This is a genomic window from Helicobacter bilis ATCC 51630 (assembly GCF_000686565.1).
GTDB lineage: Bacteria > Campylobacterota > Campylobacteria > Campylobacterales > Helicobacteraceae > Helicobacter_A > Helicobacter_A bilis.
Window position 1 is genome coordinate 1 of record NZ_JMKW01000009.1, and the last position, 20,449, is coordinate 20,449.

Sequence of the window (20,449 nt, forward strand, 5' to 3'; positions counted from 1 at the left end):
CATTTCTAGTTCCTTTTACTCTCAAAAAATGTTGAAGTGAAGTCAGGTTGTCCTATGTCATTACGCTTAAATTTTTTAATTTTTTCAGGTTTAATTGTGTCTGCTTTCGCAGGATTTGTTTCTTTTATTGTATCTAATGCCATACTTGCATATAGAGTATTCATATTTTGGCATTCATATTTTGCATAACTTCATATTGTGATACTAAGACTTGTAATATCATGCTTTGTGTTCTTAGCAAGGCTTCTTGCTTTTCCTTATCATTCATCGTTCTAATTTTTGTATCGCTTAGTTGTTTTTGAATCTTACTCATCATTTCTTGTGTGTCTTTTCTGTAAAGCATGTTATATTTACTGCCATTGCTTGCACTGCCCTCTGTGTAGAGATTGTATGAGTTTAACACTTTATTGACACTTTCATTTTGTGTTTTTGCAATATTTTGTTTTCGTTTATCCTCTACTTCTTTTGCTTTTACAATCTCTTTGCGATAATTATCCATATCTCCATTTTTTAAATATTCTTTTGCCTTGTTTTGATATTTGTTTGATACCTCTTTTGTAAATTCCTCATTTGCAAGGGCATTCATACAAGCTTGTTTCAATGCTAATGTAGAATCCATGCCTTTTAGTTTTTTCTTTTGTTCGTTTATAAAATCTTTAAATGTATCACTTGCCTCTTGCAATATATCACAATCGCTTTTTATCCCATCTAAAAGTGATTCTATCCCACTTAGATTTAAGGCTTGTTCGTTTAGGTTTTGAATAGAATCCCATGCACCTTGTATTTCATTAATAAAGCCACTGATTCTATCTACATCAATTCCCATTTCCTCTAATTGCTTCTCAAACATTATCATTTCTTTTATCTGTTCTTGGTATTCCATAATAGCTTGTGTGAGATTAGAGAAGTCAAATACAGGCATATTAGAATACGCTGGTGTAAGACTTAACAAACTTGCCAAAACAATGCTTTTTAACGATATTTTCATGTCATGCTCCTTTATGTAAGTTTTCTATTTTGTATATTGATATTGTCAATAACCTTGCGATTATTTTCAATAAATAGTGTGCTATATTCTTGTTCTAGCACAGATAATCTATTATGTAAATCATCATCAACATAGACATCAAAGCTTTTTGCTTCATTGATGAGATTCCATATAGATTCAAGCATAAGCTTAAACTGCTTAATTGTGAAATTTGATTTCTTTGATTCTAAGAAGTTAATCAAATCTCTTAATTCCATATTGTATTTTGATTGCAAATTATTTGTCTTATTCATTTGTATAATTTCCTCTTTGGTGCAAATATCTTTACATTCTCTAATAACATGATTTTGTGTTTGCATATTGCCAACATGAAGTGCATTATGAATATCATGTATATCATCATTATGTTTATGTATGGCATAATCCCATGCTTTTTGCAATTCATTCATTACAATGTCCTGCCCTTTCTTACATCTTTTTCTTTGCTTTTTGTTTTCTCATAAGATTTTAGAGTTTCAGTTGCCCTTTCATAAGTTTTAGGGTAATTTTTTCTAAAATCAGGCAATTCTTTATTGACATATTCCATATTCTTTTGCATTTGTATTGCATGATTTTCTTTTTGCTTGGGGCTTATTGCTAATTTGTAGGCTTTTGTTTGTGATGACAGATTTCTTTGCATTTCAACTTCTTTTTTTCTTGTATTAATATAATCATCAAGCTCTCTCTTTTTTTCCGCTATTTCTTTTATTGCTATTACAGCGTATTCTTTTGTTAATTGCCAACCTTTTTTAGCCCCTTTCTTTAAAAGCTGTATAGTTTTATTTTTTTCAGGTCTCTCTCTTTTATCTTTAATGGCAAATAAGGCTTCATCAAGCATATATAGAGCCCTTATTAAATCCGCAAAGCTTCTTACTTTAATGAGATTATCAAGGGCTCTATCAAGATTCTCTTTTTCTTTTTCTAAGTTAATTGGCTTTTTATCTAAATCTTGCGTATCTCTTGTTTCTGCCTTATTATTATTGGGATTGTTATCCATATTATTATCAAGGGTATTGTCAAGTTGATTTGATAGACTTAGAATCTCATTTATATCGCTAAACTCTGTTTCAAATTGTTCTTTTGTTTTATAGGCTAGATTGTCTCTATCGTTAATATTTTCAATCTTTTCTACTTTTTTATTGAGAAAATCAAGGTTATTGTTGTTATGATTTTCTTTATTTTCCTCATGTTCTTGTTCCTTAGTAGCTGTGGGTTGTATAGTCGTAGTAGTTGCAATATCTTGCGTATTTTCATCATGTTCCTTTATATTAGAATCTTGTGTTTGCTGTATCATATCGTTTATGTCGCTAAACTCTGTTTCAAAGTTTTGCTTTGCTTGTTCTGCTATCTTGTCTGCTTCTAAAACCTCACTTGATATTTCATTGCTCGTGTCATCATAATCATCATAGGTTGTATGATTATCATCAAATTGTGTAAAATCCATGACTTGTTCGTTATCATTGGTGTTATCCTCCTCTATGATAATACCATCTGTGTCATACTCGTGGTCTGCAAAGTTATTATCTGTGTCTATAAAAATCTCTGTATTTTGTGCTTCATTTTCAATCACATTGCCATTTTCATCGTATGTTGCCATAGTCTATCTCCTTACTTAGATTTATTTGTGTTAGCTTTATGCTTATTAATAAAATCACTACATGCCTTAAAAGATGTCTCTGCTTCTTTTGGTAGTGAAATGCCTTTAGCTTGTGCTATCTTTTTTGCAAACTCTAGCTGTTTTTCTGTGGGTGGATTTTCTTTCTTGTTTTTGTCTATGAAATCACTACATGCTTTCATGGATTCTAAAACTTCGCTAGGTAAAATAATGTTATTTTCCTTAGCAAGTTTTGTGGCTAATTCAATTTGTTTTTCTGTGGGACTGCATGGTGCATTCTTGCGTGTAGTGGTTTTATGAAATCAAGGTAGGTAGCTTTAGATTCTGTGATTAAACATGAAAATCGCATTGCCATTTCACTTTTTATTTCTTAAGTTTCTTATCTACTCGTCATATCCTGCTCGTGAGCAGTAGGCTTAAACATAATTTCCCATTTTTTGCAACCAAATACTATAACTTACAGCACAATATTAGCGTGATATTTAAAAATTTATAATACACTAAAGGTTTTTTAGCGTTAAAAGGGATTTTATTGCAAAAAGGAGATTGCATTGTATCTTGTGATTTTGGCGTATTTGCTATTGTTTGTTACTCCTGCGATAGTTTTAAATATTTTGCAAATGCGTTATATACAAACTTATGCTACAAAGAAGCCAGTTATTCTTAACGCACATGATTATAGCATTGCTGCAAGTTATGCTATTACTCGTTGCTGGGTTGCGTTAATAGAGCATATTTTTAGTTTTATTGCATTAGTGTTTTGGCTATTCTTTGGCATTACCTATCTTACGCAATTTTATAATATGCTGCATATAAGTGGTTTTGGTGCAAATCTACTTGTGATTCTATCTTTTCTTGGCTTACACGCCCTTATTCATATACCTTTTAGTATCGCTCAAAAGCGTATAGATTCTCATTATGGCTTTAATAAACAAAGTGCAAAGGGTTTTGTGCTTGATGGCATAAAAATGTTTGTAGTGAGTGGGATTTTGCTTGGTATCATTTTTGCCTTGTTGTTATGGATTATGGAATCTCTTAGTTCTTGGTGGATTGTTGGCTTTTGTGTTGTATTTGCATTTCTTGTATTTATACAGCTAGTTTATCCCACGCTTATTGCTCCAATGTTTAATAAATTTTCACCTTTGGATAACGAATCTCTTCGTCAAAGGATTACCACACTTATGGAACATGCAGGATTCCATAGCAGTGGGATTTTTGTCATTGATGCAAGTAGGAGAGATGGTAGGCTGAATGCGTATTTTGGCGGTTTAGGCAGTATGAAGCGAGTGGTGCTATTTGATACGCTGCTAGATAAGATTAGTGAAGATGGATTGATTGCGATTTTGGGACATGAGCTTGGACATTTTAAGCATGGGGATATAACACAAAATATCATAATAAGTGGTTCTATTTTATTTGCTATGTTTGCTATTATGGGTTTATTTTTTGAACCTTTATGTTTGTATTTAGGACTACCTTTTACAGATAGCAGTATTCTTATACTAGCTATATTGCTTTTTCCAGTATTATCATTTTTATTTATGCCGATACAAAGTTATTTTAGCAGAAAGGCAGAATATAGGGCTGATGCTTTTGGTGCGTCTTGTGTAAGTAAAAAGGCGCTTAGTGAAGCTTTAGTGCGTCTTGTAAATGAAAATAAGGCTTTTCCATATTCACATCCAGCATATATATTTTTTTACTATTCTCATCCGCCGCTTTTAGAGCGACTTAAGGCACTTGGGGGATTGCATGATGGAAATTGATTTATTGTTGCGTATTGCGATTGCATTTTTAAAAGATATGAATCTTGAAGAGTTTAAAAAACTTGTGTATGAGACACAATTTTTACTCGCTGATATTAACTCATTTGAGAATGAAAAATTACCAAAAGATTCTCCAAAAGAGAGTAATAGAGTGCGTCAATCACTTGATATAAAAGCACCAGAGTTTCATATCGTAAGTCCGCGTTATGAGGCTGAAATCCTATTAGGACATATCTTAAATATGACTCGTGTAGAGTTGCATACGAACGCAAAAAAAGAGATTACAGACTTTGATAAGCAACGCTATTTTAAAATACTTGCTATGCGTAAAAATGGTGTGCCGCTTGAGTATCTTACAAATAAAGCAAGTTTTTATGATCTAGAACTCTATGTGGATAATAAGGTGCTAATCCCCCGCCATGAAACAGAGCTTTTAGTCGAACATGCCCTAGAGATTATCAAAGCACATAATATTACGCATTTTGTAGAAGTGGGTGTCGGTAGCGGTGCGATTAGTGCAGCGATCCTTACACATGCAAAAGAGACTTGTGCGATCGCTACTGATATTAGCAAGGAAGCATTAAATATTGCCAAGCATAATATACAGAATCTTGGTTTAGAAAATCGCTGTGATTTTGTAGAATCTGACTTGCTTTCTTCGCCTTATCTTATCATGCGAAAACCAATCACACTTTTAGTTGCTAATCCGCCCTATATCGCAAATAGCTATCCACTCAATCAAGAAGTGCTATGTGAGCCGCATATTGCGCTTTTTGGTGGTGAAAAAGGCGATGAGATTCTAAAAAAACTTATCCTCCAAGCAAGAGAGAAGCAAATACAATTTCTTATATGTGAAATGGGCTATGACCAAAAAGAGAGTATGCAAGAGATACTTTTAAATGTGGGTTATAAGCCAACTTTTTATAAAGATTATGCGGGTTTTGATAGGGGCTTTATCGCAAGACTTATGCCCTAATTTTCTAAATCAGGATTCTATAATGAAAAAATTACATTATTATCTCAGTGCATTCTTAATGCTTTGTAGTATTTGTGTGCTTGTCTTTGCAAAAGATATAACAAGCAAAGATACAAATAAGCAAGAAAAACTTAATGCAGAATCTTTGCCCCTGCATTTTGAAAGTTTAGCCCTATTGTTTCAGCATATCACAGATATTTCATGGCAGATTCACACATTACAGGGGAGTTATGATTTTAAGCAAAAAGAGGAATTAATCGCACAAAAAAATCTTTTATTGCAAAACTTTATCGCTAATATTAGGAATACAAAACAAAGCTTAGGCTTTGATATAGATGAAAATAAACAAATGCAAATGAGAATTGACATGCAGCTAAATGATGCTAAAATCCAGCATGATGCAGCTTTGATTCTAAAAGAAGAAATTGCTAAAAACAATCTTATTATAGAATCTCATTTAGCTACTCTCTTTAAAAATTTGCGAAAGCAAATTGACTTTTTTTCACAAAAACAAAAAGTAGTAGATATTATACAGCCAACACTCCAAGCCCTAAATGCCATGCCAACAACCTTTGATATATCAGCTGAAATCCCTACAAAACAGCAAAAAAATCTCAAACTACAAATAGAAAAATACAGAAACACACTCGCAAGTGCCATTGAGATTGTTTCATATTTAGAATGGCATGCAGATGAGCTTGTGCCACAAAATACGATACTACATGCTTGTATGCGATGGACACTGCAACTTCTCTCAAACTTTATGAGTGTTAATCATGGGAATTTGGTTTTTATTAAGATAGTTTTATCGCTTTTATGTTTTGTTATCCTGTGGGCATATCGCAAACTTATCACAAAGATTGTCGTCTATCTTATGGACCTTGCTATCCATCTTACAAATCAAGATAAAGACTTGCATGCTGCTATTCAAAAAAATCTATTGCAACCTATCTCATTGTTTCTACTTGCATGGAGTTTGCGTGTTTGCATTGGCGTGCTGTATTATCCGCATTTACAGCCAGAAAAGATTGAAGCGTGGTTTAATATCTTGTATATAGTAAATGTTGCATGGTTTATGGTAGCTTTAGTGAAAAGCTATGGCACGGTGCTATTAACAAAGATTCTGCAGAAACGAAATAATGAGTTTAGACGAGAGATTATAAATCTTATATTAAAAGCCTTGTATGCGGTTATTATTATTATCGCATGTTTGCTTATCCTAAAATATTTGGGCTTTAATGTGTCTGCTATTATTGCTTCACTTGGTTTAGGGGGATTAGCCGTTGCTCTCGCAGTAAAAGATATACTTGCAAATTTCTTTGCCTCTGTTATGCTCTTATTTGATAATTCTTTCTCGCAAGGCGATTGGATTGAGTGCAATGGTGTTGATGGTGTTGTGGTTGAAATAGGACTAAGAAGGACTACCGTTCGCACCGCAGATAACGCCTTGCTTTTTGTCCCAAATGCAGAATTAGCAGGGAAGATTATACGCAATTGGAGTCGCAGAAAAGCTGGTAGAAGAATAAAAATGAGTGTAGGCGTTACCTATGATGCAGATGAAGCAAAGCTAAAAAAATGTGTAGCAAGTATTAGACAAATGCTTTTAGACCACCCAGAAGTAGTAACAACGCCAATCTATAATCAAGAAGAAACACAACTCATGTCTCTAAGAAAAGACATTATTTCCCTTGATGATTTCTTAGGCTATAAAAGCGGACTTTTTGTCTGTGTGGAAGCCCTTGCTGATAGTTCAATAAATATTTTAGTAGAATGCTTCACTCAAAGTGTTTCAAAAAAAGATTATTTTGAGGTAAGAGAAGATATAATCTTTAAAATCATGGCAATCGTGCAGGAATGCAACCTTAGTTTTGCTTTTCCTAGTCAAAGCGTCTATGTCGAGACATTGCCAAAGTGAAAATAATACGCGAAATAATCTCAACAAAACAGCAAAATAAATATTGCATAGGTAGCATAAAATTAAATCACAAAACTTTATAGAATCTAACAGATTCAATAAACTTATAAAATGTTCGATATAAAAGAATCTATTCTCAAATATAGGGGTTTTATTATGCAAAAGACAATAGAGCAAGATAAAATAGACTTTCATCGCAGAGAGAGTATCGCAAGGATTGCAAAGATAGGTGCTTTAGGTGCAAGTGTGTTAGTTGGCACAAATATTCATGCCGAAACAATTGATGAAGCACAGGAGCAAACACGCAAACAGAACTATATAAATATTAATCCACTCTATGTAGATAGTGACAAAATGCTACTTCCAAAAACACAGATGAAGCTACAAAAAGATTCTGTTGGGCTTGTGGTTGTGAATCCGCAGATTGATTTTCTTAGCCCAAAAGGTGTGGGCTGGAGCTTATATGGTGCTAGTATTAAAGAAAATAATACTATTGAGAATATCGGTATGCTTTTTAGAGTGGCAAAAGCCCTGCGTTTGCCTACATTTGTGTCCTATGTGGTATGGAATAGTCAAGATTTAAAAACTTTGCCAAAAACACCTATGAAAAACTTTTCTCGTGGGACAAAGCTTGCCTATGGTAATGGCAAAGGTTTGAATGCAAATGATATTGAGCAAAGCGGGGCAGATTTCTTGCCTGAATATAAACCCTTTATACTTGATAACAAAACAATCCTTACAACACCTAGAAAGGATTTTGGACTTAAGGGGAGTGATTTAACCACTCAATTGCGTATCAGTGGGATTAAGCAGGTGATTTTATGCGGCATGGATGCAAATGTACATCTTGATTCCCATTTGCGTGATTTACTTGCGGAGGGTTTTGAAGTAGGTGTTGTGCGTGATGCTACTGCTGGGGCAAAGTTGCCTGAGGGTGATGGCTATCTTGCAGGGCTTATTAACTTCCGCTTTATTGCAAATGAACTTTTCTTTACACCAGATATCGTGCAAAGATTGCAGAATATGTAGATAAAGTCTTATCAAAAAATCCTTATGATGATAGAGAAAATCGTAGGAATACAGAGATAAACTATCATGAATTGACTATTTTTGCTTTATAATGCGACCATTTACAAATAAAGGTTTTTTATGTGGATGACAAGTGAAGTTACAAGAAACTTTCAGAATCAATATGCTATTACAAATAAATTTGCAGACTATAAGGGTAAGACAATTGATATTGAGTTGTTTAATACTGAAGCATTGCAACAGATTGCACTTATTAGTTTTAAAAATGATAAAAAAGAAGTAACACGACAAGCAGTAATGACGCAGCGTTATAACTTTATTGAAAGTGAAATGCTTACCTATATTCCCTATTGTGTGGCTACAAATCCAAAAAGAGTTCTCATCTGTGGCACATTGAATGCAACGATTGCTAATCATTTTGCACAGCATGATATGAGCGTAGATATGGTGGTAGGCGATATGGAAGCCCTTTATACATTAAGTGGCTTTATCCCTAAGTTTAAGGAAATACAAGAGAATGTAAATATTGCTTTTTATGAGCGATTTATGGATATTAAGCAAGCTGGCTATGATATTATTATCCATGCTTCTAGTCCAAAGCTATATGAGTTTGAGGCACTAAAAAAGATGGCAAGTGAAAAGTTTATTTGCGTTTTTGGGCTTGCTAATTGCTATCTAGAACCAAGCTTAGCTCTTGATACATTAGCCTTTGGCATGAATTTTGGACATGTGATGATGCCTTTTATGCTACCCACACTCACCCCGAGTTTCTATGCGTTTTTAAGTAACTACGCACACCCTTTAGCCGATTTACAACTACAAAAAAGCGATATGCTAGATAATTTACAATGCTATAATGCAAACCTGCATACTAGTGTCTTTAGACTCCCCACCTTTTTACAGCATATCATCGCACCTTATGTGAAGAATTAGATATAGAATCTTGAGTATTTGTGGCGTGGTGGCTATGAGATCGCAAGTTTTCTAATTACCTTGCTTTTTATAGGATTGTATTGTGAAATTAGATTCTAAAAGTATTTTTACGCCTAGTAATAAGCAAAACTTTAGAGTATAGAAGCAACCGCTTTATTGCTCTCATGTATCATTAATACAGAATCATCTCTTCTTCATCTTTTGAGCTATTCACTAGCATTTCAACTGGGAAAACGCGTCTTAAAATATTAAATGGGGCTTTGATAATGTCGGCAGCAAGTGTGATATTAACCTTTGGGTCAGAGTATTTGCCACTTAGAATAAGGTTTGTGCTGATTTGCCCCTCGCGTCCTAATATCAAATAGCCTATGATTGGAATCTTATTGATAAATTTACTAAGATTTTTAATTGTAGAAATGTTTAGATTCACATTCATTTCTTGCGTATCAATATCGATAATGCCTTGTCCATTTATATCCATAGAACTGCCAAGTAAAAATACATTTTGTAAGCCGACATAATCGCTATTAATCGCAAAAATCACCTTACCATAATTCACTTGATAGCCTTTTGCAGAGATATGCGGGTCTTTAAACATAAAGAGAGATGGCACTGTATCGATTAGGGCGAAAATATTTTGGACAGATTTAAAATCAATTAATGCGGTATTTTGAAGCTCTATTGAAGCATTTAAGATTCCACCGCGATAGATTCCATCAAGGCTAAATGCCCCACCATTTAGCATTTTTTTACCACCTTTTGCAGAAGCTAGAATAATATTGATAAAATCTCCACTAAAATTTTTTGCCTTTACATATACATTGTCTTTAATCAGTGAAGCATTTAAAATGCCCTTGCCATACTGCCCATCGACTACGATACGATTATCAATAAAGCGGATATTTACAGAATCAAATGGTGCGGTATAGCCCAAAAAGCTAAATTGCAAATCCTGCCCAATGATATTAAAATCTGTTGGCTTTATATTCATTTGCTTTCTTAATTTATTCTTAATTGCGATGAATTTTAACTCTTGCAAAATCGCTGCTTCAGAGTAAGGCAGGGCGTCTTTTTGCTTATCTTTAAATAAATCTATGAAGAATGGAATCTTTGATTGCATTGCTTCATCAATGTCAATGCGATAGCCCTTCATGCGTAACATACTAAGAGAATCTTGACTTTTAAAGTCAATATCATCATTTACAAGCACAACGATAGAGTTATCTTGCAAATGCCCTTTTAGATTCAAATCTGTAACGCGTTCATGTTTGATGGTATATAAAGGGTGTTTTAGCTTTGTGAGATTGAGTGTAAAATCTATACTTTTAAAACTTTCTTGCTTTGTTTTTGGATAAGGTGTAGTTTGCAAACTGAAATCCCCATGCGTTATGCCATAGTATTGGGCTAATGGGGAGAACTGCAAGATATTTTCAATTTTTGCAATACTTAATTGCAAGTTTTTACCACTTTCTAAATGCAGACTTAAAGCTGGGACATCAAGGACAATTTTATTATTCGCAAAGGATAGATTCAAATGAATATTTGCATTTTTGATATTTAGGAAGTCTTGGTCTAGCATGAATGAATCTTTTTCTTTTTCTATGGCTTGTTTTGCTAACTCTGTGAGTTCTTTTGTGCTTAGTTGCTTAAAAGGCTGGGTCTTTTTACTGCGGATTTTTAGGTCATTCCATACGGGATTGTTTTTTAAATCTTTCAATACCTTGTCATCTTCTTTTGCCCTCTCTCCATCATCTTTTATGTTTTGTTTAGGCAGAGATTTAATCACTTCTGGGGAGAGTTCTTTATTTTGTAATTGCTGTTTTCTCGCATCTTCTAGTAATTTATGCGAGTCGCTACTTATGCTATTATTTGGTGTTTGCATGTTTGTTCGCTGTATTGAATACTCATCAAAATATTTTAGAATCTTTTGAGTGTTACTATAAGGCATACTTTCTTCAAGATAGATTCCGCTATGTTGTGCGATATTGTTTTGTATAGAATCTTTAGGGTCTTCTTGTGGGGTAGGGCGATTTATCTTTTTTTGTTTTTTTATGTCGTATAGATTCTTAACATGTAGGGCAATTTTAGAATCATTGTTATTTACCTTAAGATTCTCATTATTTGGGCTGGGTAAATGTATGGTCGGCTTATTTGGTGCTAATCTTAAATCCTGCAAATTATGCGTATTTAATATGGCTTTATGTATATAGGTGTTTGCTTGTATATTTTGCTTATTTATATCAAGCAAGACATTGACATTTGCGTCTATAAGCCTTTGCCATTTTACCCTTTCACCATTGATATACACAAGCTTTTGTTGCGGTGTAATATCAAGGGCAATGTTAAGATTATTGGCTTGTAGTGGAATATCATATAATTTTAGGCTTGTATTTTGGGCTTGGATAATGCCTTGCAGTGAGAATAATGGGTGCGTTGGAATCTTTTTATTATGTCGTATTGCAATTTGTAGGTGCATGCTTGTGGTTTCTTTAGTGCTTGATTTAGTTAGGTTTGGATTATGTAAAAGTTCATTTGTGAGTGTTGTTTGTGGGTTTAACTCTAGAATCTTTTCATAGAGATTCTCATTGGTTGCTATTTGTGCTTGTTTTTCATTTGTATTTGTTTGCGTGGTTTGCTCTGTATTTAATGTTTGCTTAGTTTGCAATGCTTTTGTTACAGCATCTTCTGTGGTATTTATCGCACTATCTAATGTTTTTTTAGTATTTTTTGATTCTGTTTTGATTTTTGTCTGTTTTGATTTTTTCGTGTTTTGTGCGAGGGATTGCTGCATAATGGGCAGCACAACACCATAATGCTCTAAAAGTTTTGCAAGATTAGAATCAAATCGCACATTTTTTCCATGCAATTCAATAATTACATCACTATGAGGCATATTTGCTATAAGCACTTCTGATTGAGCTAGATTCATACCCGCAAATGTAGCATTTATAGGCGTAATCTTTAAATCAGTATCCTTAAAAGTTATTACCGCTTGTTCTGCAAGGATTGGCTTTACCCCCTTTGCTAGAGTAACTTCTGGCTTTTCTACAATGATTTCTGCTTGTGTGTTATGTAGTAAAGTATTGCCTATATCATCTAGGTTAATACGCATAGCTAGATTGCTTAAATGCAAATTATCGTATTTAATATTGTTAAATAGCCAGTCCTGCAAGGTTTTCTTTAGCTTTGGATTTTGTATATTATCTATAAATGGTTTTATAATGGCTAGATTATTGAGTGGGCTACTTTTTGCATTTATATTGATTTCATTAAAATTTGTGTCGCCTGAAAGCATGATTTTTTCATTATCATCATCTTTTATTGCCTCTAGGTTAAAGGATAATTGCTTCTTTGGCACAGAAAAATTAAGATTTCCTTCAAAATGCAGGGGCAGTGTCTTTAACTGAAATTTATTAATGTCTAAATGTATATTATTATGATTATTATTGATAGCGAAATCTGCGTCAAATAAAGCACCTTGTATGCGATAGTTTGTATCTGTGTAGTCAATACTCCATTTGTGATTATTTGGCAATACAAGCTCTTTTATATTTAGTCTTTCAAAATAGCTTAGTATGTAAAGTGTCCTTTGCGTGTATTGTATTGTGTTTTGCAAAATCTCATTAAAAGGTCTTGTTTCTTGTGTATTATCTTTACTTTCGTTGTTACTAAGTGTGCTTAAATCAATGGAATCTATTTCTAGTATTAACTTATTTTGTAGTTGTAAAAAAGCATTATATATAGTTATATTGCCAAACTTTAGATTTTGAAACGAGATTCCATTTGCTAGAATCTTGTAGCCTATAATCGTAACGCTAAGAATCACTACAAAAAATATAATAAGCCTTAATAGTGGATTGCCTTTTTTCTTTGCCTTCTTCTTGTGTTTTTTAGTATCCTTTTTTTCTGCGGTGTCATGCGGGGTGTCATCTAGCGTATATATTGCAGGTTTTGTGCTAGATTTTGTTTGGCTGGGATTTTCTTTTTTACTTGGAATATTGTTTGCAATGTTTAGATTATTGTAATCTTGTGTTTGTATAGAATCTTTGTCGTTAGAGTGTGCTATATTTTCATTACTACTAGGCTGCTTTAATGAAGGTCTTATTTGTTTTAGTGTATGATTGTTACTTGAAAAATCTATATAAGGTGTGTGTATGTGGTTTAAGTGCATTGTATCTTGTGTGTTTAATCTCTGTTGCAAAGCAAGGCTTATTCCTTGCAAGTTTAAATCATTTTCAAGCGATTTATGTGCGTTTAGATTCTCTTCTAGGAATAGGGCTTTTGCTTTGGAATCTAAATCATTAGAATCCAAACTAACAGAATCTAATATGGTAGAATCCGATATACTAGATTCTAAATCACGAGATTCTAAGTCTTTATACTCTTTATCTAAACGCAATGTGTTTTCACTTGATAGGGAAACATTAGATTCTAAATCTCTTTCTTTAGAATCTAAGCCAATGCTTTCATCATCGCCATTTACCTTATTGACTTGGAGTAGTGGAGCAGTATCTACACCCCCATCATCGAATACTTTAGAATCTTCTAACTCTAATTCATTTATTTTTTGGCTTGCTTCTAAATTACAAGCTAAGTTTTCATTATTTTCTTTATCTGGCATTATCAATATACTCTTTGAATTGTGTTTAATATTGTTACTTGGTATATGTTTTTATCTTTCAATCCCCTTGCATTCAGAGAAAATCATTTTTATTCCAAAGGGTTCAACGAAAGGAATTATAACACATTTGCAGACTAAAGGTTATAATGTAAGCTTGATTGATGCGTATTTTTTGCGACTTATTGGCAGACCACAAAGCGGCTGGATAGAATTACCACAAACGACTTTAAGCAAAGGGAAATTTCTAAATGCCCTTGCTACTTCAAAAGCCCCTATGAAAAATGTTACTTTAATACCGGGTGAGACAAACTACTTTTTTTTAAGGCAAATCGCACAGACTTTTAACTTTAATATCAATGAGTTAGAATCTCTTTATAATAAATATGCCCCTTATAGTGATGGAGTAATACTAGCAAATACCTATAGTCTGCCCTATCATGCCAATCCTGAATTTATCATACAAACACTCATCAATCAATCGCTTGAAAAGCATAAAAGCCTAGCAAATGATCTTGTAGGCTATTATAATGAAAAGCAATGGTTTCAAATCGTAGCAAAAGCGTCCATCATACAAAAAGAAGCAGCAAATGTTGCTGAAATGCCAATTGTCTCAAGCGTTATAGATAATCGCATTGCAAAAAATATGCCCTTGCAAATGGATGGCTCTCTCAACTATGGCAAATACTCTCATACTCGCATTACACCAGATAGGATACGCAATGATTTAAGTGAGTTTAACACCTACAAATATAGCGGGATACCACATACACCAAGCGGTAGTGTAAGCATTGATGCAATTAAAGCGGCAATAAATCCAGCAAAGACAGATTATCTCTATTTTATGCGTAATAAAAACGGCACACACGACTTTAGCGCAACCTATGGAGAACATCTCAAAAATATAAAAAAGGTAAAAAATTAACACTTTGAGTAAATTTTGTGAATTTTTATCACATTTTAACTTTTTTTAAGTGAATTTGTAAGAAAATTTGCTAACCAAAGCGAAACGCAACAAGCCTAGCACTACACAAAACACTTTGATGTGCTATCCTGTGTTTCACTTTGTAATTCCTTCGTGAAAAATAGGAGCATAACATGAATATACATGAGTATCAAGGAAAACAGGTTTTAAGAAAATATGGTGTAGCAACACCACGCGGTAGGGTGGCTAATAATGGCTATGAAGCAAAGGCTATTGCTAACGAGCTAGGCGGTAGCGTATGGGTTGTGAAAGCACAAATACACGCAGGCGGACGCGGTAAGGCAGGTGGTGTAAAACTTGCAAAAAGTTTAGATGAAGTGGCAACGCTTACAGATTCTATGCTTGGTATGACTTTGGTAACACACCAAACAGGACCATTAGGTAAAAAAGTAGGTCGTGTATATATTGAAGAGGGCTTAGATATTAAGAAAGAATTTTATATTGCCGTTGTGCTTGATAGAGGGCTTGAAATGCCAATTTTCATTGCTTCCACAGAAGGTGGCATGGAGATTGAAGAAGTTGCAGAGAGAAGTCCAGAAAAGATTATTAAAGTAGCAGTTGATCCTACTATAGGTTTTAGATCATTCCATGCACTTGAATTGGCACTTGGTTTAGGACTTACAAAAGAGCAGCAAAAGCCATTTAGTAAATTTGCAAAAGCACTTTATGAAGTATTTATTAATGAAGATGCAGAGCAAGTTGAAATTAACCCTATGATTCTTACGGGTGATGGTAGCTTTTTAGCGCTTGATGCAAAACTTGGGTTTGATAATAACGCATTGTATCGACATAGTGATATTGTAGCTATGCGAGATTTCACAGAAGAAGAGCCTAGTGAAATCGAAGCAAGTGAAAGCAATCTTAGCTATGTAAAACTAGAGGGCAATGTAGGCTGTATGGTAAATGGAGCTGGACTTGCAATGGCTACTATGGATATTATTAAATATGAGGGTGGACAACCTGCAAACTTCCTTGATGTAGGCGGCGGTGCAAATCCCACAACGGTTGCAAAAGGTTTTGAGATTATCTTAAAAGACAAGAATGTAAAAGCTATTTTTGTGAATATTTTTGGTGGTATCGTGCAATGTGATAGGGTTGCAAATGGAATCATTGAGGCTACAAAGCTTACAAGTGTGGAAGTGCCTGTTGTTGTGCGACTTGATGGCACAAATGCAGAAAAGGCGAAAGAGATTCTAAAAGGTGCTGGTATTAAGAATCTAATCGCAGCAGAGAACTTGAAAGATGGCGCACAAAAAGTAGTTGCAGCAGCAAAGTAAGCAAAAGTTAAAATCATATAAGGATAGAAAGATGAGTATTCTCGTAAATAAAAACACAAAGGTAATCGTTCAAGGTTTTACAGGAAAGGAAGGGAGCTTCCATAGTGAGCAGTGTATGGCTTATGGCACACAGATTGTAGGCGGTGTTACACCAAATAAGGGTGGCAGCGAACATTTAGGCAAACCTGTATTTAACACCGTTAAAGAAGCCGTAGCTAAGACTGGGGCTACTGTGAGTATGATATTTGTGCCACCAGCATTTGTTGCTGATGCGATTATTGAAGCAGCAGCAGGGGGCATTAAACTCGCAGTTGTAATTACAGAAGGTGCGCCTACAAAAGATATTATGTTTGCAAAAATGTATGCGAAGAAGCAAGGTATGGATATGATAGGACCAAATTGTCCGGGTATTATCACAAGCGATGAGTGTAAAATCGGTATTATGCCGGGCTATATATTCAAAAAATCTAGCACGAATATTGGACTTATCTCAAAAAGTGGGACGCTAACTTATGAGAGTGCTAATCAGCTTGTAACACAAGGTTTAGGAATCTCAACTGCAGTAGGTATTGGTGGCGATCCAATCATTGGTTTGAGCTATAAACAAATATTACCTATGTTTGAAGCAGACCCTGAAACAAAAGCAATTGTTATGGTAGGCGAGATTGGCGGAAGCTTAGAGATTGATGCCGCAGCTTTAATTAAAGAGCAAATTAAAAAGCCAGTAGTAGCATTTATCTCTGGGGCTACAGCACCAAAAGGTAAGAGAATGGGACATGCAGGTGCGATTGTAAGCGGTGGTAAAGGCACAGCCGCAGAGAAGCAAGAAGCATTGCGTGCAGCAGGTGTTATGGTAGCAGAAAGCCCAGCAGTTATTGGCGAAACAATGAAAAAGCTTTTAGCTGATAAAGGTATTAAGTAGTAAAATTATATATTGCTATGTTTTTATGCTGCAAACAAAAATAGTTTGTAGCTATCAATATGCTATATGATTTTATAGATCAGCACAATTTTAATCTTAGATTCTATATACAATCCATAGATATAGAATCTAGTCAAAGTTTTAAACTAACCCAAAAGTTCAAAATATTAATAAGGAGAACCTAAATATGTCAGATGTTTTAATGCCTGAAAACACGCCTGTGTGGGTCAATGAAAAACGCTGCAAAGCTTGTGATATTTGCGTATCGCGGTGTCCTGCCGGTGTATTAGCCATGCAGCTTGATGCACATAAAGTGTTAGGCAAGATTGTAAAAGTTATGTATCCACAAAGCTGTATTGGTTGTATGGAGTGTGAGTTGCATTGTCCAGATTTTGCTATCACTGTTGCCGATAGAAAGCAATTTAAATTTGCAAAAACAGATAAGGCTGCACAAGAGAGAGCAGAGAAAATAAAAGCAAATAGATTTATGGCGATTGAGGAGGGTGCAAACAATGCGTGAGGTAATTACAGGTGGAAATGAGCTTGTTGCAATGGGTGCAATTGATGCTGGTTGTAAATTTTATGGTGGCTATCCAATCACACCAAGCTCTGATGTTATGCACGAAATGGCACATTTACTGCCCCATCATGGTGGTAATTTTATCCAAATGGAAGATGAAATTAGTGGGATCTCTGTAGCACTCGGTGCATCTATGAGTGGTGTAAAAGCTATGACTGGAAGCTCTGGTCCGGGCATTTCTCTTAAAGCTGAGCAAATCGGTTTAGGTTATATGGCAGAGATTCCACTCGTTATTGTAAATGTTATGAGACTTGGTCCATCTACTGGTATGCCAACAAGGGTAGGGCAGGGCGATGTAGCCTTTGCAAAGCACCCAACACATGGCGATTATAAATCCATTGCATTAGCTCCCGGGACTTTAGAAGAAGCCTATACGCAAAGTGTGCGTGCGTTTAATCTCGCAGAAGAGTTTATGCAGCCTGTATTCTTACTGCTTGATGAGACTTTAGGGCACATGTATGGTAAAACACAGATTCCAGCATTAGAAGAAGTACAAAAAAACAATAAGGTAAGAAAGCAGTTTGGTGGCGATCCAAAAGATTATAAACCCTATGGCGTAGGACCAGATGAACCTGCGGTGCTAAATCCTTTCTTTAAAGGCTATCGCTATCATATCACAGGTTTACATCATGGTGCGATTGGATTCCCAACAGAGAATGCTGCTGAGGGACAAGCCCTTATTGATAGATTATTCAACAAAGTAGAAAGCAGGGCAGACTATCTAAGCAATAATGAAGAGCTTTATCTAGAAGATGCAGATATTGCGATCATATCTTATGGTAGTGCTACTTTAGGTATTAAGGAAGCCTTGCATGAATTGCGTCAGACTAATGAGATTAAAGCTGGTTTATTCCGCCCTATTACAATTTGGCCTAGCCCGGAAAAAGAGCTTAAGAAAATAGGCGAGAGTTTCAAAAAGATTCTTATGGTAGAGTTAAATAAAGGGCAATATAGAGAGGAAGTTGAACGCATACTTGGGCGAAGAGTAGAGTTTATGGGTCGTGCAAATGGGCGAACTATTGCACCAAATGAAGTGATTGAAAAATTGCGTTCTATGAAGTAGATTAGCGATAAAGGAAGAAATATGGCTTTTAATTATGATGAATATTTACGCGTAGAAAAAATGCCGACACTTTGGTGTTGGGGCTGTGGCGATGGTGTGATTTTGAAAAGTATTATACGCGCTATTGATGCAGTGGGTTGGAATATGGACGATGTGTGTTTGGTGAGTGGGATTGGCTGTAGTGGTCGTATGAGCTCTTATGTGAATTGCAACACAGTGCATACAACACATGGCAGAACTCTAGCCTATGCGACAGGTATAAAGCTTGCAAATCCAGATAAGCATGTAATCGTAGTAAGTGGCGATGGCGATAGCTTAGCAATCGGTGGGAATCACACTATACACGCATGCCGCAGAAATATTGATATTAACCACATTATTGTGAATAACTTTATCTATGGCTTGACAAACTCACAGACTTCGCCGACAACGCCAAAGGGCTTTTGGACTGTTACAGCACCCGGAGGCAACATTGATAATCAATTTGATATTTGCGAGTTGGGTGCGGCAGCAGGGGCGACTTTTGTAGCAAGAGAGAGTATTTTAGACCCTAAAAAGCTTGAAAAAGTGCTAATTGAGGGCTTTAAACACAAAGGCTTTAGTCTCTTTGATATTAACTCAAACTGCCATGTGAATCTTGGTAGAAAAAATAAAATGATAGAGGCTACTGATATGCTTAAATGGCTTGATTCTAGAATCTTACCAAAACGCAAATATGATGAGTTAAGCGAAGAGGAAAAGAAAGGGAAATTCCCAACAGGCATTTTAAAGCATGATACAGAAACAGAAGAGTATTGTGAGGCTTATGCTGCATATAAAGCAAAAGTAACCGCTAAAAAAGGAGGACATTAATGGAACATCAATTACGATTTACAGGCGTTGGTGGGCAGGGTGTCCTTTTAGCAGGTGAGATTCTAGCGGAAGCTAAGATTAGAGGCGGTGGCTATGGTGTCAAAGCTTCTACTTATACAAGCCAAGTGAGAGGCGGTCCTACAAAGGTTGATATTTTACTCGATAGTGAAGAGATTCTCTATCCTTATGCAATGGATGGTAATATCGATTTTATGCTATCTGTTGCACAGATGAGTTATGATATTTATAAGTCTGGCATAAAAGAGCAGGGCATTGTCGTATTGGAGCCAAACCTTGTAAAGCCTACTGATGAAGATAGAAAAAGATTTAGAATCTATGAGATTCCAATCATTACAATCGCAAAAGAAGAAGTAGGCAATGTAGTAACACAAAGTGTTGTAGCACTAGCCGCAACCGTTACTTTTACAAATTGTGTCCCAGAAGAGCTAGTAATTGAAACCATGCTTAGCAAAGTGCCTGCAAAAGTCGCAGATGTCAATAAAAAGGCTTATGAACTCGGCAAAAAATATGCACTCGAATGTTTAAATAAGCAATAAGCATAAATTAGCTACTATTCATCATGGAGTCTTTTTGTTTTTAAGGCTCAGAATAAAGGGCTTAGAAACCGAGATTTTATATCGCACAGAAACTGAAATTCCTTTGTTACTTCACTTGCAACACAATGCTTTTATGCTAAGTTTTTAAAAATTTTAAGGCAGCATTTTACGATCTTTCCATAGGCTAGATACTCTAGGAATAAAGCAGATGGGGATCACTATCGCAATAGGGCAGACTACAGAGCAATCAATCTTTTTTACATTGATGAGAAATGAATGAAAGGGCAACCCCCATTTTTTGGTGATTCATGAATAATACAATCTTATTTCAGATTCT

Annotated in this window: 18 protein-coding genes; 12 read left to right on the plus strand and 6 right to left on the minus strand. The window is 35.0% G+C overall.

Annotated features, from left to right (window positions below):
• Window positions 1-5: 5 nt before the first annotated feature.
• From T368_RS15305 to T368_RS0102795, 5 genes are read right to left on the minus strand one after another with little or no spacing between them, the layout of a single operon-like run.
• On the minus strand, window positions 6-164 hold the full coding sequence (locus T368_RS15305) for a hypothetical protein (RefSeq protein ID WP_004087035.1): 159 nt from the start codon (window positions 162-164) through the stop codon (window positions 6-8).
• The gene (locus T368_RS0102780) at window positions 161-988 is read right to left on the minus strand and encodes a hypothetical protein (protein WP_004087034.1); all 828 of its coding nucleotides are present in this window, start codon (window positions 986-988) and stop codon (window positions 161-163) included. Before T368_RS0102780 ends, T368_RS15305 begins: the two co-directional genes overlap by 4 nt.
• Window positions 989-999: 11 nt before the next feature.
• Window positions 1,000-1,437, minus strand: coding sequence for a hypothetical protein (locus tag T368_RS0102785; RefSeq protein WP_004087032.1), 438 nt, complete (start codon window positions 1,435-1,437; stop codon window positions 1,000-1,002).
• Complete coding sequence (locus T368_RS0102790) at window positions 1,437-2,624, minus strand: hypothetical protein (RefSeq protein WP_004087030.1); 1,188 nt, start codon at window positions 2,622-2,624, stop codon at window positions 1,437-1,439. Before T368_RS0102790 ends, T368_RS0102785 begins: the two co-directional genes overlap by 1 nt.
• 11 nt (window positions 2,625-2,635) lie before the next feature.
• Entirely contained in the window at window positions 2,636-2,824 is a 189-nt protein-coding gene (locus T368_RS0102795) for a hypothetical protein (protein ID WP_004087028.1), read from the minus strand.
• A 378-nt stretch (window positions 2,825-3,202) separates the two neighbouring features.
• Between T368_RS0102795 and T368_RS0102800 the strand changes: the two genes are divergently transcribed.
• The 5 genes from T368_RS0102800 (at window position 3,203) to T368_RS0102820 (ending at window position 9,258) form a co-directional block, all read left to right on the plus strand.
• On the plus strand, window positions 3,203-4,405 hold the full coding sequence (locus T368_RS0102800; RefSeq protein ID WP_230455641.1) for a M48 family metallopeptidase: 1,203 nt from the start codon (window positions 3,203-3,205) through the stop codon (window positions 4,403-4,405).
• Entirely contained in the window at window positions 4,392-5,381 is a 990-nt protein-coding gene (gene prmC / locus T368_RS13070; RefSeq protein WP_230455633.1) for a peptide chain release factor N(5)-glutamine methyltransferase, read from the plus strand. Before T368_RS0102800 ends, prmC begins: the two co-directional genes overlap by 14 nt.
• A 22-nt stretch (window positions 5,382-5,403) precedes the next feature.
• Entirely contained in the window at window positions 5,404-7,296 is a 1,893-nt protein-coding gene (locus T368_RS0102810) for a mechanosensitive ion channel family protein (protein WP_004087022.1), read from the plus strand.
• A gap of 156 nt (window positions 7,297-7,452) precedes the next feature.
• A complete protein-coding gene (locus tag T368_RS0102815) occupies window positions 7,453-8,325 on the plus strand; it encodes an isochorismatase family protein (RefSeq protein ID WP_004087021.1) in 873 nt (290 codons plus the stop codon).
• 120 nt (window positions 8,326-8,445) lie between these two features.
• The gene (locus T368_RS0102820) at window positions 8,446-9,258 is read left to right on the plus strand and encodes a spermine/spermidine synthase domain-containing protein (RefSeq protein WP_004087020.1); all 813 of its coding nucleotides are present in this window, start codon (window positions 8,446-8,448) and stop codon (window positions 9,256-9,258) included.
• A 172-nt stretch (window positions 9,259-9,430) separates the two neighbouring features.
• Here T368_RS0102820 and T368_RS0102825 read toward each other — a convergent pair whose 3' ends face one another.
• A complete protein-coding gene (locus tag T368_RS0102825) occupies window positions 9,431-13,879 on the minus strand; it encodes a YhdP family protein (RefSeq protein ID WP_004087019.1) in 4,449 nt (1,482 codons plus the stop codon).
• A 19-nt stretch (window positions 13,880-13,898) separates the two neighbouring features.
• Here T368_RS0102825 and mltG point away from each other — a divergent pair, with 19 nt between their 5' ends.
• From mltG to T368_RS0102860, 7 genes are all read left to right on the plus strand, one after another.
• Window positions 13,899-14,801: an endolytic transglycosylase MltG gene (gene mltG / locus T368_RS0102830; RefSeq protein ID WP_080628852.1), complete on the plus strand. Its 903-nt coding sequence runs from the start codon at window positions 13,899-13,901 to the stop codon at window positions 14,799-14,801.
• Between the two features lie 173 nt (window positions 14,802-14,974).
• Window positions 14,975-16,138 carry an ADP-forming succinate--CoA ligase subunit beta gene (gene sucC, locus T368_RS0102835; protein ID WP_004087017.1) on the plus strand — a complete coding sequence of 388 codons (1,164 nt, stop codon included), beginning with the start codon at window positions 14,975-14,977 and terminating at the stop codon, window positions 16,136-16,138.
• A 31-nt stretch (window positions 16,139-16,169) separates the two neighbouring features.
• The gene (gene sucD / locus T368_RS0102840; protein ID WP_004087015.1) at window positions 16,170-17,060 is read left to right on the plus strand and encodes a succinate--CoA ligase subunit alpha; all 891 of its coding nucleotides are present in this window, start codon (window positions 16,170-16,172) and stop codon (window positions 17,058-17,060) included.
• Between the two features lie 187 nt (window positions 17,061-17,247).
• On the plus strand, window positions 17,248-17,580 hold the full coding sequence (locus T368_RS0102845; RefSeq protein ID WP_004087013.1) for a 4Fe-4S dicluster domain-containing protein: 333 nt from the start codon (window positions 17,248-17,250) through the stop codon (window positions 17,578-17,580).
• Window positions 17,573-18,703, plus strand: coding sequence for a 2-oxoglutarate synthase subunit alpha (locus T368_RS0102850; RefSeq protein WP_004087011.1), 1,131 nt, complete (start codon window positions 17,573-17,575; stop codon window positions 18,701-18,703). The genes T368_RS0102845 and T368_RS0102850 overlap by 8 nt, the downstream gene beginning before the upstream one ends.
• 21 nt (window positions 18,704-18,724) lie before the next feature.
• A complete protein-coding gene (locus T368_RS0102855) occupies window positions 18,725-19,555 on the plus strand; it encodes a 2-oxoglutarate ferredoxin oxidoreductase subunit beta (protein ID WP_004087010.1) in 831 nt (276 codons plus the stop codon).
• On the plus strand, window positions 19,555-20,112 hold the full coding sequence (locus T368_RS0102860; protein ID WP_004087009.1) for a 2-oxoglutarate:acceptor oxidoreductase subunit OorC: 558 nt from the start codon (window positions 19,555-19,557) through the stop codon (window positions 20,110-20,112). The genes T368_RS0102855 and T368_RS0102860 overlap by 1 nt, the downstream gene beginning before the upstream one ends.
• Window positions 20,113-20,449 lie beyond the last annotated feature (337 nt).

Excerpts from the sequence above, each read along its gene's own strand:
- T368_RS15305 (WP_004087035.1), bottom strand. The coding sequence starts at position 164 with ATGAATACTCTATATGCAAGTATGGCATTAGATACAATAAAAGAAACA.
- T368_RS0102780 (WP_004087034.1), bottom strand. The coding sequence starts at position 988 with ATGAAAATATCGTTAAAAAGCATTGTTTTGGCAAGTTTGTTAAGTCTT.
- T368_RS0102785 (WP_004087032.1), bottom strand. The coding sequence starts at position 1,437 with ATGAATGAATTGCAAAAAGCATGGGATTATGCCATACATAAACATAAT.
- T368_RS0102790 (WP_004087030.1), bottom strand. The coding sequence starts at position 2,624 with ATGGCAACATACGATGAAAATGGCAATGTGATTGAAAATGAAGCACAA.
- T368_RS0102795 (WP_004087028.1), bottom strand. The coding sequence starts at position 2,824 with ATGAAAGCATGTAGTGATTTCATAGACAAAAACAAGAAAGAAAATCCA.
- prmC (WP_230455633.1), top strand. The coding sequence starts at position 4,392 with ATGATGGAAATTGATTTATTGTTGCGTATTGCGATTGCATTTTTAAAA.
- T368_RS0102810 (WP_004087022.1), top strand. The coding sequence starts at position 5,404 with ATGAAAAAATTACATTATTATCTCAGTGCATTCTTAATGCTTTGTAGT.
- T368_RS0102815 (WP_004087021.1), top strand. The coding sequence starts at position 7,453 with ATGCAAAAGACAATAGAGCAAGATAAAATAGACTTTCATCGCAGAGAG.
- T368_RS0102820 (WP_004087020.1), top strand. The coding sequence starts at position 8,446 with ATGTGGATGACAAGTGAAGTTACAAGAAACTTTCAGAATCAATATGCT.
- T368_RS0102825 (WP_004087019.1), bottom strand. The coding sequence starts at position 13,879 with ATGCCAGATAAAGAAAATAATGAAAACTTAGCTTGTAATTTAGAAGCA.
- sucC (WP_004087017.1), top strand. The coding sequence starts at position 14,975 with ATGAATATACATGAGTATCAAGGAAAACAGGTTTTAAGAAAATATGGT.
- sucD (WP_004087015.1), top strand. The coding sequence starts at position 16,170 with ATGAGTATTCTCGTAAATAAAAACACAAAGGTAATCGTTCAAGGTTTT.
- T368_RS0102845 (WP_004087013.1), top strand. The coding sequence starts at position 17,248 with ATGTCAGATGTTTTAATGCCTGAAAACACGCCTGTGTGGGTCAATGAA.
- T368_RS0102850 (WP_004087011.1), top strand. The coding sequence starts at position 17,573 with ATGCGTGAGGTAATTACAGGTGGAAATGAGCTTGTTGCAATGGGTGCA.
- T368_RS0102855 (WP_004087010.1), top strand. The coding sequence starts at position 18,725 with ATGGCTTTTAATTATGATGAATATTTACGCGTAGAAAAAATGCCGACA.
- T368_RS0102860 (WP_004087009.1), top strand. The coding sequence starts at position 19,555 with ATGGAACATCAATTACGATTTACAGGCGTTGGTGGGCAGGGTGTCCTT.